General features: G+C 49.0%; 12 protein-coding genes. 4 read left to right on the plus strand and 8 right to left on the minus strand.

Going from position 1 to position 16,378, the window contains the following annotated elements; genetic code table 11:
• The first annotated feature begins 21 nt into the window (after nt 1-21).
• The 3 genes from sucD (at nt 22) to ACSHX2_RS09580 (ending at nt 3,680) form a co-directional block, all read left to right on the plus strand.
• Complete coding sequence (sucD, locus tag ACSHX2_RS09570; RefSeq protein ID WP_435692716.1) at nt 22-915, plus strand: succinate--CoA ligase subunit alpha; 894 nt, start codon at nt 22-24, stop codon at nt 913-915.
• A 243-nt stretch (nt 916-1,158) separates the two neighbouring features.
• Entirely contained in the window at nt 1,159-2,934 is a 1,776-nt protein-coding gene (locus ACSHX2_RS09575; protein ID WP_435692717.1) for a hypothetical protein, read from the plus strand.
• A gap of 110 nt (nt 2,935-3,044) precedes the next feature.
• Complete coding sequence (locus tag ACSHX2_RS09580) at nt 3,045-3,680, plus strand: MarC family protein (RefSeq protein ID WP_435692718.1); 636 nt, start codon at nt 3,045-3,047, stop codon at nt 3,678-3,680.
• Between the two features lie 59 nt (nt 3,681-3,739).
• On the opposite strand, the gene ACSHX2_RS09585 is transcribed toward ACSHX2_RS09580, so the two are convergent.
• From ACSHX2_RS09585 to ACSHX2_RS09595, 3 genes are all read right to left on the minus strand, one after another.
• Nucleotides 3,740-4,465, minus strand: coding sequence for an AIM24 family protein (locus ACSHX2_RS09585; RefSeq protein ID WP_435692719.1), 726 nt, complete (start codon nt 4,463-4,465; stop codon nt 3,740-3,742).
• 96 nt (nt 4,466-4,561) lie between these two features.
• Nucleotides 4,562-5,602: an agmatine deiminase family protein gene (locus ACSHX2_RS09590; protein WP_435692720.1), complete on the minus strand. Its 1,041-nt coding sequence runs from the start codon at nt 5,600-5,602 to the stop codon at nt 4,562-4,564.
• 20 nt (nt 5,603-5,622) lie between these two features.
• Nucleotides 5,623-6,480, minus strand: coding sequence for a carbon-nitrogen hydrolase (locus ACSHX2_RS09595; protein WP_435692721.1), 858 nt, complete (start codon nt 6,478-6,480; stop codon nt 5,623-5,625).
• A gap of 117 nt (nt 6,481-6,597) precedes the next feature.
• On the opposite strand from ACSHX2_RS09595, the gene ACSHX2_RS09600 reads away from it, so the two are divergent.
• A complete protein-coding gene (locus ACSHX2_RS09600) occupies nt 6,598-8,115 on the plus strand; it encodes a cell division protein FtsZ (protein ID WP_435692722.1) in 1,518 nt (505 codons plus the stop codon).
• A 62-nt stretch (nt 8,116-8,177) separates the two neighbouring features.
• Here ACSHX2_RS09600 and ACSHX2_RS09605 read toward each other — a convergent pair whose 3' ends face one another.
• From ACSHX2_RS09605 to ACSHX2_RS09625, 5 genes are all read right to left on the minus strand, one after another.
• On the minus strand, nt 8,178-9,080 hold the full coding sequence (locus tag ACSHX2_RS09605) for an NAD-dependent epimerase/dehydratase family protein (RefSeq protein ID WP_435692723.1): 903 nt from the start codon (nt 9,078-9,080) through the stop codon (nt 8,178-8,180).
• Nucleotides 9,081-9,176: 96 nt separating this feature from the next.
• Entirely contained in the window at nt 9,177-10,292 is a 1,116-nt protein-coding gene (gene ychF, locus ACSHX2_RS09610) for a redox-regulated ATPase YchF (protein ID WP_435692724.1), read from the minus strand.
• A gap of 67 nt (nt 10,293-10,359) precedes the next feature.
• Entirely contained in the window at nt 10,360-11,328 is a 969-nt protein-coding gene (locus ACSHX2_RS09615; RefSeq protein WP_435692725.1) for a hypothetical protein, read from the minus strand.
• Nucleotides 11,329-11,665: 337 nt separating this feature from the next.
• Nucleotides 11,666-12,016 carry a 50S ribosomal protein L19 gene (gene rplS / locus ACSHX2_RS09620; RefSeq protein ID WP_435692726.1) on the minus strand — a complete coding sequence of 117 codons (351 nt, stop codon included), beginning with the start codon at nt 12,014-12,016 and terminating at the stop codon, nt 11,666-11,668.
• 348 nt (nt 12,017-12,364) lie between these two features.
• Entirely contained in the window at nt 12,365-16,309 is a 3,945-nt protein-coding gene (locus ACSHX2_RS09625) for a PQQ-dependent sugar dehydrogenase (protein WP_435692727.1), read from the minus strand.
• Nucleotides 16,310-16,378 lie beyond the last annotated feature (69 nt).

Below are 16,378 nucleotides of genomic sequence, written 5' to 3' on the forward strand. Positions count from 1 at the left end.
AATTTCTAACTTAATAATACAATGGCTATTTTAGTAGATGAAAACACCAAGGTGCTCGTACAGGGTATCACTGGTGGCTTCGGTGGTAAGCACGCACAGCTTTCTATCGACTACGGCACACAAATCGTCGCTGGTGTGACTCCTGGTAAAGGCGGTCAGACTTTCGGTGAGAAGACTCCAATTTACGACACAGTTTCTGACGCTGCTAAGCAGTCCGGTGCTACTGTTTCCGCAATTTTCGTGCCTCCTCCGTTCGCAGCTGATGCGATCCTTGAAGCAGTGGATGCAGAGCTCGACCTCGTTATCTGTATCACTGAAGGTATTCCAGTTGCTGACATGATGCGCGTGAAAGCAGCAATGGCTGGTTCTAAGACTCGTCTTATCGGTCCTAACTGCCCAGGTGTAGTAACTCCAGGTCGCGGTGAAAATTCACATGGTGGTTGCCGTATCGGTATCGCTCCAGGTTACATCCACAAGCGTGGTAATGTAGGTGTTGTTTCCCGTTCAGGTACACTTACCTATGAAGCAGTATATCAGCTCACTGAGCTCGGTTACGGCCAGTCCACATGTGTTGGTATCGGTGGTGACCCAATCAATGGTACTTCCCACCTCGACGTTCTCAAGATGTTCAATGAAGATCCTGAAACTGAAGCAATCATCATGATCGGTGAGATCGGTGGTAATGCAGAAGCTGAAGCAGCACGTTGGGCTAAGGAGAACTGCTCCAAGCCAATCGCTGGTTTCATCGCCGGTGCTACAGCGCCTCCGGGACGCCGTATGGGCCACGCTGGTGCTATCGTTGGCGGTGCTGACGATACAGCTGAAGCTAAGAAGAAAATCCTCACTGAGTGCGGCATCGCCGTTTCCGAGACTCCTTCTGAGATGGGCCGCACGCTCGTTGACATGCTTAAGTAAGTATTCAACTGCCAGTTCGCTGGTAGGTGAACAAAAGCTTTTTAATTAAACGCTCTCACATTAGTGAGGGCGTTTTTTTGTTTAGTGATTGAGCTATAGTGGCTTCAGGAGTAAAAGCCATACCACTCAGCATATTTGATCACGTTAAGAATCTTGTTTTCCCAGGTTTCTGATTGGGTCTTTTCTGTTGTGACTCTCCCCGGAACAATAATTCCCCGTAACGTATAATGAGTAAGATCATCAATGAACGACGATAAGGAGCAGAGTAGGCAAGAGGAGAATAAGGACTGGTGGTTCCAGTACCTCAGTGCTGAAGAAAAGTTAGAGCAGCAGAGAGCTACTGGGCTGTTGAATGAGCAGACAGTCCCTGAAGAAGCGGTTGAGCCTGAATTGGCGCAGTGGAGATTGTTGGTGAAGCGTATGTGGAAGCATGGGCCGAAGGCGGCGTTGATAGTCGTAATTGTCTTAGCTGTAGTGCATTGGGGGCTAGTGAGTGTTCAGTTGAGTAAATTAAATCGCGAGCATCAAGGGACATTGGATATTCTCGCACAAAAAGAGCAGGAAATTATTACTGAACGAGAGTTGATAACTCAGAGGGCTGCGGCTTTGGATGCCGAAAAAGCTATTGCTTCAAAAAAAGAGGAAGAGCTGGCGTCTGGGCGTCAACAAATGGAGAAACAATATGTCGAGAGGGGTAAGGAGTTAGAGCGATTGAGGCAATCTATGCAGAAGGTAGTGGGTCTGTCGCAAGAGATTTATGCTCTTAAAACTGAGGCGCGGCAGAGCTCATTGATAGACTTGGAGTCTGACGAGGAACGAGAGGAGGCAATCCGTAAGTCTTGGGGTGAGCTTAGCGAGTTATTGAAGGGCGGGGATGTGTTTGAGCGTGAAAGGGAATTGATAAAACTGAGAGTTATTGAGTCCCAGGCTCTCTCTGGAGGGTTCGATCAACAAGAGTTAGATTCGATAGATTGGTCGACGGCGAAATTGGAACAAGAGCGGTCGATGATATTGGCTCGTATTTATTACAAACAAGCGAAGAAATTAGAATCTGCAGGTAAGGCTGCCGAAGCAGTAGTATTGGTGGAATCTTGTTGGAGTGTACTGCCAGAAATGGATCAAGACGGTGTCGAGTACCTCTATGTCTCTGCGATGCTTTCAGAAATAGATGGAGATTTGAGGTTAAAAGAGCAGCCTAAGCTAGCTCTTAAAAGTTACCTGACTGCCGTAGATTCTTTGAGTGAAATGGTCGCTGAAGTTCCCTCTAACAACAAGGTGCGCTTTAAATTAGCTCAACTTTCCCACGATGTATCAGTGATGCCGTCAGTGGATGGAAGTAGTGATTGGAGTAATAGTTTAAAAAAGCTGGCAGGTGAGCAAGCCGCGTGGCTAGTGAAGCAAAATTCAGAATATTCGAGAGCTCATTTGATATTAGCAAAGCTCCATGTGAGCGAGGCAGAAAAGTGTTTGCGAGATAGGGATCTGTCTAAAGTTAAGAATTTATTAGATAAGGCAAGTCAGTCCCTAAAGCTTGGCGGTGGGGATGTTCTGGTGCAGGCGTCTATTGAGGAGGTGCATGCATTCATGGCATGGGAAAGAGGAGCTCAAGTATCAGCTGTGGAGCTGATGGATAGACAGGTAAAGGAATTGGCCGCATTAATCGCAAGTGACCCCTCTAATCAGGCTGCATATTGTAGATGTGCGACATTATTGTGGGTGAGAAGTATGATGCAGACGAGCTCTGAGAAAGCTAGAGGTGATGGAAATAAGGCTTTAGAGCTGTTATCTTCAGTGCTTAGCGGACCTAGTTTTCTGAGCGCCTTGTCGGCCGAGCGAATGTCAGCTAGAATTTTATGTGATTTAGCAGAGATTGAGATCAGTTCCGGTAGTAAGATTAAGGCGAAAGGTTATTTAGTTCGCTCAGAAAAATTATGGAGAGAGATGCGCCATAAGTGGGGGTTGTCAGATGCAGATATTGAGATGGAACATTGGTGTGCTCATCAGCTTACTCTCTTATGATATTGAAATAGGAGAAATTGCTTCAGTCGCGGAGCTACTTAACAAAGAGGCCCTTTTATGCGAAAGTACTTCCAAAGTGCTCGTGTTATCCTTAAGAGGTCGTATCTAACATGAGTGATATAGCAGGACAGGTTCTCCACGTATTTTTAGGGTTTTTCGCGATCATGAATCCAGTGGCGAACACGGCTGTATTTATAGGGCTTACTGGTGAGGACTCGGAAGCTGAGAAGCGTCAGATAGCACGCAAAGCTTTGTTTATGACGTTCTGTATAGTCACCGCCTTCGCTTTGTTGGGTAATATGATTTTTCACATGTTTGGCATTACGCTTCCAGCATTGCGAGTGACTGGTGGGATTTTAGTGTTTTTTATTGGTTACAAGATGCTCAATGGTGAGTCCTCAAAAATGCATAAGCAGCAAGGAGACAATCAGACGGCTGATGATGTGGCTATCTCACCATTGGCCATGCCGATTCTTGCCGGCCCAGGCACAATAGCTACAGCCATAAATTTTTCTTCCAAAGGAGGTTGGTCTGCGACTCTTATCACCATAGCGATGTTTAGCTTACTCTGTGTCGTTACCTTTTTCTTTTTTGTGGGAGGTCAGAAAATCGTTTCTACACTCGGCAAGGGAGGTCTCAACATTGTGACCCGTTTAATGGGGCTGATCCTTGCTGTGATTGGGGTGCAAATGTTGATTGAAGGAATCGTGGGAGCGGCTGCTAATTGGCACGATTACGCTTCCTAAAAAAGCACCAAGGCTCAAGTGAGCGATGATACTGTTGTGAGTGATGCTGTAACTGATGCCTAGCCTCGAGAGCTTAAGTACACTTCTTCGTAGGGCTGAATGACGACGAATCCGTCTCCTTCAAATGCCATTTGGAAGGACTCGCCAGAGCTGCGGCCGAAGAATGATTTGAGAGAGACGTCAGTTTTCATGCTAGGTGAGAGGCTGTCGCTCCATGCTATGGTGGCGTTAGGGTCAGTGAATACAGGTGAGTTGGGGGTGACGCGGAGAGTTACCGGCTCGTAATGACTGGTGATTGCTAAGAGGCCCGAGCCTTTGAACGCGACGTTAAAGAGACCTCCTTGTGCTAAACCAGCAATTTTCTTCATCATAGAAATTTTGTGGTTTAGGGTGGGTTCGAAGGCTAGCACGTCATTGCCGTTCACAATGATGCCGTCGTCTCCCTCTAGGTTTAAGATGGTGATCTTTTTGCCAGCATCTGCGAGATAGACTTGGCCTTGTCCTTCAGCATAAGTGAGACGCATGCCTTCACCTGAGACCGCTTTTTTGAGAAGGTTGCCAACTCCTTGATCGAGGATTCCTTCGCGGGTGAATTTCACCTTGCCGCGATAGGATACCATGGAGCCTAGTTTGGTATTGATACGACCATTGAGGTTGAGTTCGAGCATGCGAGGGGTTTCGAGCTCGAACAATCCTTGACCGCGGTCTTGTTGTTCAGTGGCTGAAACGAACTCGGCGAGGCTGAAACGACGTTGGTCTTGAGGGAGTAGAGGTGGTTGGTTCATAGAATTGATAGGTGTTGTACGGGTTCTAACAAATACGGAGCTCCGTCCTAGAGCAAGGGTGAAAGCTGCTATATTTTATAATGGCGCAATGACATGTTAGAGGGATGGCTGCTGCTGGGAGATACAGTGGATAGCACCGCCTTCCCAGACGATGTCACGGCAGTCGATACCGATGACATTTCTGCCAGTGAAACATTCACTGAGAATGCCGAGGGCGCGGTCGTCATTTTTTTCTTGGTTGAATGTGGGGACGAGTACTGAATCATTGAGAATGAGGAAGTTTGCGTAGCTTGCTGGCAGCATTTCCAGTCGCCAGCCTTTGGTCCGAAGGGGTGTCGGCATGGGAAGTTCTACGATTTCTACATTGGAGCCGCTCACTGTTTTTAGATCCTGCAAGATTTCTAAGTTTTGCTGGAGCGTGCGGTAGTTAGGATCTTTACTGTCATTTTCTACAATGGATACGATGGCGTCCTCTCGAACGAAGCGTGTGAGGTCGTCAATGTGGCCATCGGTGTCATCGCCTTCGATACCAGAAGGGAGCCAGAAAATATTCTTCACTCCGAGTGCTTTACTGAGTTCTGCTTCGACATCGGATTTAGTCCATTCGGGATTGCGGTTTGGGTTGAGCGCGACGGCTTCAGTGGTGATCATTGTTCCAGCGCCGTTTCCTTCGATAGCGCCACCTTCAAGATAGAGTGGCGAGCGGTAATGTTCAGCCTGAGTGGCTGTCGCCATTTGCTGGGCGACTTGGTCATCGAGATCCCACGGCGGAAATTTTCCACCCCATGAATTAAAGTGCCAATCAATTGCACGTAGTTTGTTGGATGTCTGATTGATGACGAATGTAGAGCCATGGTCACGGCACCAAACGTCATTGGTCGAGTGGTCGTGCAGTGTGATGCGATCGAGCTTGCAGTGAGATGGCGCGAGAGCTTTTCGGATGCCAGCGTGAAGCGGTGCTGCAGCGTTGATGCTTACAGGCTGAAAGCGCGAGCAGGTGGCTATGATCTGAGTGAATTGGCTCCGAATTTGAGTAAGCTTTTCAGCTGGCCAAGTATCTTGGCGGTGCGGCCAGCTGAACCAAACCGCATCTTGTTTTTCCCATTCTGCAGGCCAGCGGATTTCTTGTTGAGACATGAACGTGAAGTGTTGGTAGTTTAATCAATAAACCGTTTGGTGATGTCACCGTAGGAATCGATGCGGCGGTCTCGGAAAAATGGCCAGATGCGGCGGTGTTGTTCGAGCGCGTCGAGGTCGAGATCGACAGTGAGAACTTTTTCTTCAGAGACTGGAGCTTTGGCTATGACTTGACCGTAATGGTTAGAGACAAAAGATTGTCCCCAGAATTCTGTTTCACCTTCGGTGCCGGTGCGGTTGATCGCGACGACATAGCAGCTGTTTGCGACGGCGTGGCCGCATTGTACCGCTTGCCATGCATTGTGTTGCGCTTCGCCAAGTTCCGCTTTTTCTTCGGGAAGCCAGCCGATCGCAGTGGGATAAATAAGAATTTCAGCACCAGCTAGAGCTGTGAGGCGTGCTGCTTCTGGGTACCATTGATCCCAGCATATGAGGACTCCGATTTTACCAAACCGGGTGTCCCACGCTTTGTAGCCCGTATCGCCTGGAGTGAAGTAGAATTTTTCTTCGAAACCAGGGTCTTGCGGGATGTGCATTTTACGATATTGCCCGAGATAGGAGCCGTCAGCATCGATGACCCAAGCGGTGTTGTGGTAAAGGCCTGTGGCGCGTTTTTCGAAACCGCTGGCAACGATGACTACGCCGAGTTCTTTGGCTAACTGTTGGTGGTGCTTGGTGAGTGCTCCGGGGATTTTGTCGGCTAAATTAAAATTATCGGTGTCTTGTGTGATACAAAAATACTCTGTGGTGAAGAGCTCTTGGGTGCAGATAATCTGTGCACCTTCGGACGCTGCTTGGCGGATGGCTTCTTCAGTTTTTGCGATGTTATTTTTTGGCTCAGCGTGAGCTGTGAGTTGTAGCAGAGCGATGCGAGGCATGGCGAAAGTCTATGATTCTTTTTTTTTCTGAGAAGAGAAAAATGAGTATTAGAGTTTATCGACTGGTCAAATTATGGTGGAAGTAGTAAACAAAACCTAACTAAATTTCTATCCAGCATGATTGAATACCAGCGTGACCAACAGCAAACGATTCCAGACTCTCAAGTGAAAATAGTAGGTGTTGGGGGCGCCGGGTTAAACATGATCGATCGAGTAGCGTTGGATGGCATGCAAGGAGTTGAATTGTTAGCTCTGGCATCTGATTCTCGCTCGCTCACAAGTTCTGTAGCTTCTGAGAAGGTTCAAATTGGAGCGAAGCTAACGATGGGTCTAGGCTGTGGAGGTGATCCAGAACTCGGTGCTAAGGCTGCGCTTGAGCAGGAGACCGAAATCCGAGATGCTCTGCGCGAGCGCAACATGGTGTTTGTCTGTGCAGGGCTCGGTGGAGGAACTGGATCAGGTGGCGCTCCACTTGTGGCGCGTATTGCAAGAGAGATGGGAGCGTTTGTGGTGGTTTTCGCGACTATGCCATTCGAGTTTGAAGGGAAGCGCCGGCGTGAACAGGCGGAGACTGCACTCAATGAGCTTTCAGTCATCGCAAATGCTTTAGTGACATTTGAAAATGCGCGTATGGGTGAGCTAGTTTTGGCTTCACAAGGAATTCATGAGGCGTTTGCTGCAGCTGATCGGATGATTTCAGAGAGCATTCAGGCGGTGACTCGTTTGGTCGTGCGACCAGGAATTATCAATGTAGGCTTGGATGATCTAATTAGTTCTCTGAGCTCGAGTCGCTCGCGTTGTCTTTTTGGTTCAGGTATTGCCCAAGGTGAAAACCGGAGCCAAGTCGCATTGCAGAATGCGCTTACGAGTCCTCTGTTAGATAAAGGACGTCTTTTGAAGAATACTAAGACAGCCTTGGTGCATGTCTGTGGTGGAGAGGGTTTAACTTTGTATGAAGTAGAGTTACTTATGCGTGAACTCAGTAAGCATGTGCCCGAAGATGCGCATATTCTTTTTGGAGCTGCTGTAGATGTGAATATGGCGGACAGCCTGAGCGTGACAGTGATCAGCTCTCTCCCTGAAAGTGGCTTGGTCCAGAAAGCTGAGATTTTAGAGGTAGTGGAGCCAAGTGAGTCAGCTCAGGAGCTTGCTGAAGTGGTCGATTCTCAAGTAGAAGAGTCTGAACTAGAGATAACTGAGAGCGAGGTGGAGGTAGAGCTAGTTGAAGCTAGTTTGGTGGATGAGTCGCCAGCAGATTTAGTTGGTGAGCTTGAAGTGGCGGTCGCTGAGCTAGATGATGAGCCAATGCTCGATGAGGCAGATACATTACTTCCTGATGAGGAAGAAGATTTTGTTGAAGAGGTTCAAGAAGAGGTGGAGGAGATAATTCCGCTAATTGAGTCTGAAAAAGAGGAGATGGATGATCCTGAGGAAGTGGATGAAATGACCATGTTTGAAGAGCTTGAGAAAGAGGTCACGGAGGAGATGAATGATAATGCTGCCAAATTGAGCAAGGGCTCACAGGTGGAGCTAGATCTTGATGGCGGACCACGCGGGAAGTTTGATGGAGAGGCTCCGAATATAGTGGACGGCGAAGATTTAGATATCCCTCCATATTTGAGAAATAAGCGTTAAGCTTAATTTATTTTTTCAAAAGCTTCGGAGTGATATCCGAAGCTTTTTTATTTCTATGAGCTCTAGCGAAGCTGTTGCTTCATCTGCTGAAGGGCTGCGCTGAATGTAGTGAGCGCGTAGTCTGGGAAATCACTTTTAAATGCACTATCGTCAACTCCAGTAGGGAATGGGTAGATGGTGTCGAGGTGGTCGATGTGTTGGCTAGCGAATTCGGAGTTAATGCTTTCTGTGATTCCGCTGATTGAGAGTGATTGGCATGGGGGGTTATAGCTGGCGAAATGCTGCGGGCTTTTCATGAGAGCGAGAGCGACATTTTCTCCAATGTCTGGTGCGTAATGGAAGCCGATGGTGCCGCCAAAGGGGATGGTGAAATTCTCACCTTGGCTCGCGGCACGGATGGCCGAGCTTACGCCCGCTGTTGATCCTTCGCTTCCACGTGAAAGGCCATAAATAATTTGTGGGCGTATGATAGAAGCGGGGATAGAGTAATTCTTAGAATAACACTCTACTAGCTGTTCCGCTGCTAGTTTAGTTGCGGTATAAGCATTGAGCGGAGTGGTGGGGGAGCGTTCTGTGACAAAGCATTTATCACTAGTGACTTTGTAGACAGCGGCTGTGCTGATGAATACGAGTCGCTGGATTTTGCCATAGAGACGGATGGCTTCGAGTAGGTTCGCTGTGCCGTCGACATTGATCTTAATCGCACTGTGTGGTGCAGCTTTACAGTCGGTGGTACGCATGGCTGCTGCGTGCAGGACATGTGTGATTTTAAACTTCTCAAGCGTGCTTGTCAGGCTAGCAATGTCGAGAATGTCACCCTTGTGGTAGATGACTTCGGAGAGGTCAGGTTGAGCCGTATGTCCTCGAGATATAGAAATAATTTTGTGACCTCCTTTGTCTAGGAGGGCGTTAGTCGTTTCGAGTCCTACGCAGCCAGTGCCACCAACTATGAGAATGTTCGCCATGGAAGGAGTTTGTGAGTTTAAGCTAACTATGAGAAGTGAAAAAGCCACTCGCGATGAAGCAGAGTGGCTTTTTGAAGTTTGTTTGAGCAGCTTTTATTAGGCGCCGGTGAGGAAGTTGATGACGTCGCCGTCTTGAACTTCGTATTCTTTGCCTTCAGCGCGAAGAGCGCCAGCTTCTCTCGCAGCTCCAACTGTTTTGTGGGTCACATAATCATCATAGGAAATGACTTCTGCGCGGATGAACTGCTTTTCGAAATCTGTGTGAATGACGCCAGCAGCTGCAGGGGCTTTGTCGCCGGCGGTGATGGTCCATGCGCGTGTTTCTTGAACTCCAGTGGTGAGGTAAGTGCGGAGGCCGAGTAGGCTGTAGACGCCCTTGATCAAGGTTGAGACGCCTGAGTCTGTGACGCCCATGTCGCTGAGGAAGTCGGCAACATCTGCGGCATCTAAATCCATGAGCTCTTCTTCGATCTGAGCAGAGATGACGATGGATTCAGCTCCGTGCGCCGCTGCTGCGTATTCAGCAACTTTAGAAACAAGAGGGTGAGACATTTGGTCAGCCGTCGCAGAAGCGAGGTCGTCTTCAGAGACGTTGCAGGCGAATACGGAGCGTTTATTAGAGAGGAGGAAGAACTCTTTGAGTAGTTCGCGCTCGTCTTCAGAGAGTTCGAGGGTGATCGCAGGCTTGCCGTCTTCGAGGTGCGGCATAAGTTTGTCGATGAGGTCGACCTCTGCTTTTGATTCTTTGTCTCCGCTCTTCGCTTTTTTAGCGCGTGAGTAGCGGCGTTTTTCCATGGCTGCCATGTCGGCAAGGATGAGTTCTCCATTGATGATTTCGATATCACGGACTGGATCCACGGAGCCAAGCTCGTGAATGATATCGTCATTTTCGAAGCAACGGATAACTTGCACGATAGCGTCTACTTCGCGGATGGTTGCGAGGAATTTATTGCCTAGGCCAGCACCTTCAGAAGCGCCTTCCACAAGACCTGCGATATCAACGAACTCGATCGCTGTCGGGATCAGTTTTTTGGAGCCTGAAAGTTCACTGAGAACTGCTATACGTTCGTCGGGAACGGTTACGACACCGACATTTGGGTCGATGGTGCAGAATGGATAGTTAGCCGCCTCCGCTTTACGCGTGCGGGTAACTGCATTAAATAGAGTGGATTTTCCGACGTTTGGTAGACCTACGATTCCTGCCTGGAGCATGTTGCGGAAGCTAGTGAGGCGGGCGCAAGATTCAAGCTAAATACGCTATGTGGGAGTAAGTTGGTATTTATTCTTGGTCAGATTCTTCTTCGATAATGATGACAGCTGGTGGTGGTGGCTCATTTTCTACGAATAGGCTATCGCTAAGCATTTTCCAGTGGCGGCGTGTGAGGTAGGTGCCGAGGGCTGATTTCGCCGAATCTTGGGTTGAGAGTGGAGCTGGTGGCTGGATGTTTGAGATTTGCAGAAACTGACCTGAGATGGAGCGATAGATGGCGAGGTAGAGTTGTTCTTCTAGGGAGAAAACGTCGTCTTCAGGCTTAAAGCGAAAGGTTAGCTGCGGTGTTTGTTTTGTCTCAGGGCCGGTGGAGCTTAACCAAATACGAATAGGGGGAGCGGGGAAGCCTGGGCGGTGTTCTGCTGAGCTAATTTCAAGCTCTGGTCTGATGATGTAGCTAGAGGAGTCTAGGAGTGTTTGTGTGACCGGTTCACGTAACTTCTCGATAGCTTCCAAATGTGCCTCAGGAGTGTGAATATGGATTGCTAGAGGGAAAGATTGTTCGCTGTCGGTGTTCCAAATGGGGAGGGCTTGCCGGAGCTGAGTGATGGCCTTGTGCGCTTTAGTTGGATGATCGTTGTCGCAGTGGTCGATTGATCGTTCCCATGCGAGTAAGCTGTGCTGGAGCTTGGCTTTGGTTTCGAGTTCGATAGCGAGTTTTTGATAGCTCTCAGTCGGTAGATCATTGAGCTCAGAATAGTGATCGAGTCCCGGGCTTATTGTGAGCTCTCCATCTGGAATAGTAGGGTACTCTTTCGTGGGAGCTGGTTTCTGGCTATTCTCAATGCGAGGGGCCACTGCAGTGGTGAACTGACGTGGAGGTAGCGTGGGGTGCTTGGCTTTCCATTCGCTTAGCTGAGATGTAATTTCGGCATCACTTGGTTCAGTAGTGAAGTCTGTGTCATGTGCGCCAAACCAAAGCAATCCGCCGAATAGGCTGATAGCAAGTGGAAGGCAAATGTAGAGAGGGATGCGCACAGAGAATTGTTATACGTATTTGCTATTATACCAAACTGAGTTCCAAAAGAGACAAATGTGATTTTGATGAAGCTTGGGGAATGGCGCGTTGCGGAAGAAGTGAAGGCTGGGCGCTATCCTGTTGAATCTGCGTTATTCCTCAGTTACGGTGCTCGCACCGCTCCTTCGTCACGCCTTGATTGACCAGGAAATCACTCCAGCATTAGTCACTTTTGAATCGCAGAGTGGTATTACCTTTACGTCGCCATCCTGATGAAACTTACTAGTTTCGGAAGCACAAAAAACGGCCACTGCTAGAATGCAATGACCGTTTCAAAAAATGTGTGACTCTTAGGTTCTACTTTCTGTCAGCAGACTTAACGAGAAGTGCACGCTTACCGATACGCTCACGAAGGTAGTTAAGTTTTGCACGACGTACTTTGCCGCGGGAAACAACTTCAACCTTAGCAATACGTGGTGTGTGAACTGGGAATACACGCTCAACGCCTTCGCCGTAAGAGATCTTACGGACAGTGAAAGCTGCGTTTACTGAAGAACCTTTACGACCGATACAAAGACCTTGGAAGATCTGGATACGCTCTTTACCACCTTCAACAACGCGTGTGTGTACTTTAATAGTATCGCCTACGTTGAAGTCTGCTACTTCGTCCTTGAGCTGTTCAGCTTCGATTTTGTCAATGATGTTCATCGGATTAGTCCTTCTTTGAAAATTGTTATAATACACCGAGTGGTGTGTGCGGGGGCGGATTGCTATAGGATTCTGCAGGCGAATGCAACTGATTTTTTAATCTTTTTGAGTAATTCATGAGGAAATAGGGAAATTTCTTCATAATGCGCTCAGCTGGGATTGTCGTTTCATGGATGAAAGAATGAGTTTCAAGCGTGTGAGTTCTTTTTTGATAGGTGATTTTGAGGCGAAATAGAGCTGTGGTCTAGCCCCATTTAGGATAAACTATTGTCTCATATTCGCAGGTGTTTAATCTAGAGCTAGATCTTCCCTTTCTTGAGTTTAGTAGCATGCGATGGTCTGATTCATCTAGGGGTTTTCGATTCTCAGGAAATAGCGCTCACCAGTCGTCAGAACTTTGATTCTTTTACGGGTCAGTCCAGAACCTGCTGACTCGCTTAGAACCTCGGTGTAATCGACATCCTTTGTCAGTGTGGTAAATCCTTCCAGCGTGGATGACCCCTTGATTAGGTAATCGACGCCTGCCGTCAATTCGCTGCGAATGATCCACTCAAACTCATAGCCTTCCTGGCCGGGGGTACTGACGTATCCCGTGGAAGAAGTGAGTACACTGAATCCCTTACTGGCAGAATCATTCGGGTCACTGTCCGCCCAATACTCAAACAACTCGATGCTGCCGTCATTATCACTATCATTCAGCGGATCGATCATCGAGAATCCGAAATGGGTAACTGCCCACATATCCTCGATTCCATCGCCTTGGGTATCATCATTCAAGATGTCGCTGACGTGGATGGCGACGTCTGTGGTTGCTTCCCCGGGGTTCGGGGCGAAGCCGTCACTGACCTTGATCGTTAGGGTCTGAATATCGCCTTCCTCATAATCAGGGCCTTGCTGTGCGAGGGACAACGCACCGGTCGAGGGATCGATAGAGAAGTAGCCACTGTCATTTCCTGAAACAATGGAGTAGGTTAGCGTGCCGCGATCTTCCAGAGAGTAGGTTGAGTCCTGATCCGTGGCTGTTGGCGAGGCTCCGACCGCTGTGCTCGCTGCGGTATTCTCGGTGATGGCGTGAGGACCAGTAGCTGAACCTAGAACCGGCTTGGCATTGGCGTAGTTGTTAATCCAATCGATGATAAGATCAACTCCCTCTTGGTCGATGACGTTGCTTGCTAGTGGCGGCATACGAGAATAGCCGTTGGATTCTGCCGCCCGGTTTAGAATGATTGATTTAGTCGTATTGCCAGGAATGATCAAACGATCCGTCGAGTCAACGATACTGGAGGCGCCATGTGCCACGCCGTGAAGCAGTAATGTATCCTCTAAGCTCAGGTCCGGGTCCGCTTGCCACGAGGATGGTACCGCGACGTTCCCCTCGTAGTGGCAGTAGGCGCAGTTCACAGCTAGGTACGAGCGCACCCGATCTTCAACATTAATGCTGGCCTCATCAGGGCGATAGTATTTTGGCAGGTTCTCAGGGATATCATCTAGGGGTGACAAATAGCCTGCGTCTTCCATCAGTTCTAGGAAATTACCCGCAGATCCATTGAGAGTCGCTTCTCGATTGAGTTGTCGTGTGCTGAATCCGACGATGGCTGCGTTATCCGTGGTGTGGCATGCGCGGCATTCACCTCTTGAAGGGTAACGCCACGTTTGCGTGATAATCTGGCCATCTTCCTGAATGGTCAGATCGATGTTTTCACCATTTGCGTCGACGAGATCGGCATCTGTTCCGGCATCATTCCATTTATAGGTGAGGCCATAGAAGTCATCGGCCGTCTTGACCAGAAAACGGGTCTCCAGACGTTTGATATTGGTGCCCGGGCTGTCGCGATTAAGGTCCATATCGAAGTGCTTGACCCACACGCTACCCTCTGGGAAACCCCAGAACCCATCACGAGAGTAGGTGATCAGGCTGGCGCCGTCCTGAAATGCAAAGAAGCGGGTCTTGATCGCATGATCCGACCAGAATCTTAAATTCAAATCATAGGGCACGACTCCAAAGTTCGGGGTCATGGTGCTGAGGTCACTGAATGTGCCTGTAGCTGATAAGGTTGGGGGGATTGAGCCATCATCGATATTCTGGACGATCCGTTGAATGGTACCATCGCTAAGAATAATGAGCACGCTGCCATCCGATGGGTCGTTGCCGATGGCATTCATGCGACCAGTGACGCCGACGCGGACGATAGAGTCTACATTATAGCCCAAAGCTTCGAAATTCTTAGCTCCATCAATATCTTCGGTGGTCATCCCGGTTTCATCGAGTCCATCGAGTCCTCCACCGATGTCCGTGAAGCCGACCGTCTGATGATCTGTATGATCCGGACGAGTCATGTACCAGATGTCCCCAGTCACGTTGTCACCAAACACAAAGGACCCGGTCATCTCCGAGATGTCATTGGAGGTGTAGAATGCTCCGCCGACGATGGACTTGGTGCCACCGTTCTTGTCCACACCGGTAACCCGGTACTCCATGACCGGCTGCACATAGGTGCTGCCTGCAGGTGGATAGAGGTTAGATTCTATCTGATAGCGTCCCGCGTAGGTGCCTTCGAAATATCCCCAACCTGAATTGGACCCCTTGGGGAGAATGGCATATTTCTCATAGTTGCCATGGGCAGCATCGGTGACCCAGAGGCTGGTGGTGTTCGGGACAAAGCCGATCTTCCATGGGTTTCTGAAACCGATGGAAAACATCTCGGTGCGTACATCGTAGGGGTCGATCGACTGACCGTGGAAGGTGCTGACACCTCGGCCATCGGTGAAGTTCGTGTCGATGTACGGGTTGTCAGCGGGAACTGAATAGTACGCTTTGCCCATGCCATCTAGGTTCACGCCCGTTGTGTTGACTGGTTCGTAGTTGTCTACTTTTTTGTCGACATCGATCCGGAGAACTGAGGACCAGAAGTTTTCATCGATCTTCTGAGAAGTCGTGTGATCCGCGGAGTCTCCGATCGCGATGTAGAGATAGCCGTCCGGTCCGAATATCAGACGATTGATGCCGTGGGATTCATAGTCTCCCTGACTTAATAGGACGATTTCGGTGGAGCTGTCCACCTCGTTCAAGTCACTTGCGTTGGCGGTGAAGCGAGAAACCCGGGCTCCCGTGGTGTGATTGTAGGCAACATAAAAATAGCGATTTGTAGCAAAGTCCGGGTGAAATGCCAGCCCTCGCAATCCGGCGAGGAATGAGGCGTCCATTTGCCCAGTGATATCAAGAAAGAGACTCTTAGTATGAGTCGAGTCGGTGACATCGGGGATGAGCCAAATTTGTCCGGCTTTCTCAGTGACAAAAAGATTTTCAGTGCTGCCAGGCATGTGCTCCAAGCAGGTGCCTCCGGTAAATGTAAGACCGGGAAAAGCATCCTCAAACTGGAAACCGCCGACTGGTTTCGTATCGGGCAGGTTGAGTGAGGAGTTGATCGTCTTGATGACGGTTACAATCTGTAAAGTGACCGTGGCGGAGTAGGTGACAGTGCCTGCGCTGTTGTCCACGGAGTAATCAAAGCTCTCACTTCCCAGCGTGCCGGAAGTATTGAGGTAATTGATGCTCCCATCTGGCAGCACCGTGGCTGTACCGTGAGTAGGAGAACTGCTGATCTGCAACGAAGAAAGGTCCAGCTCGCCGGTGTTGAGATCGTTGGCGAGCACGTTGAGATTCGTGGTGCCACTCACCGTGACATCGAAGGTGTCATCCTCTACATCTGCACCACCAATGATTTCACCATTCACCACCACATTATCAATCTGGAAGTTACTGCCAGAATAGCTGTCGATGTTGATTTGGACCACTAATTCACTAGCATTAGCAAAACTGGTCAGATCAAGATCTTTTGAGGAGGCAGAATTAGTGGTCGCCAGAATAGTGCTTGGCGTTCCACCATCAAGAATCACATCAACAGAAAACGTGTTGCCATTGTTACCATTGCTAGGCACGTCGAAGGTTAAGCTCGATAGGTCTAGCTCGAAACCTGAAGCAGCGGTCAGGGTAAATGTCATGGAATCACCAGTATCGGCCCTTAGATTTGTCACCCCCGAAGCAGAGGTGAATGCCGTGTTGAGGCTACCATTAGCAAAGAGCTGGAGGCCCACTCCTTGAAAGACGGATGAGCTGACATTAGCCGCGGTACTTGTCGCGTTCCAAGTGGTACGAGCAGAGCTGGCGTTACCAGAAATAATATTATATTCGGCAGGGTCACTGAACTGGTATTCCACTAGAGGTGCTGCATGCGCAACGGATAATCCAAGCAATGAGACCAGCACGGCGGTCAGAGGTTTGTATGAAGACATTTATAGAGTAATGGATGGCGCAGGCATCATTCGAGGCTGCTACAGGAAATTGAAAAAACTTTGCTTAGC

Source organism: Rubritalea sp. (genome assembly GCF_051252225.1).
Classification (GTDB): Bacteria; Verrucomicrobiota; Verrucomicrobiia; order Verrucomicrobiales; family Akkermansiaceae; genus Rubritalea.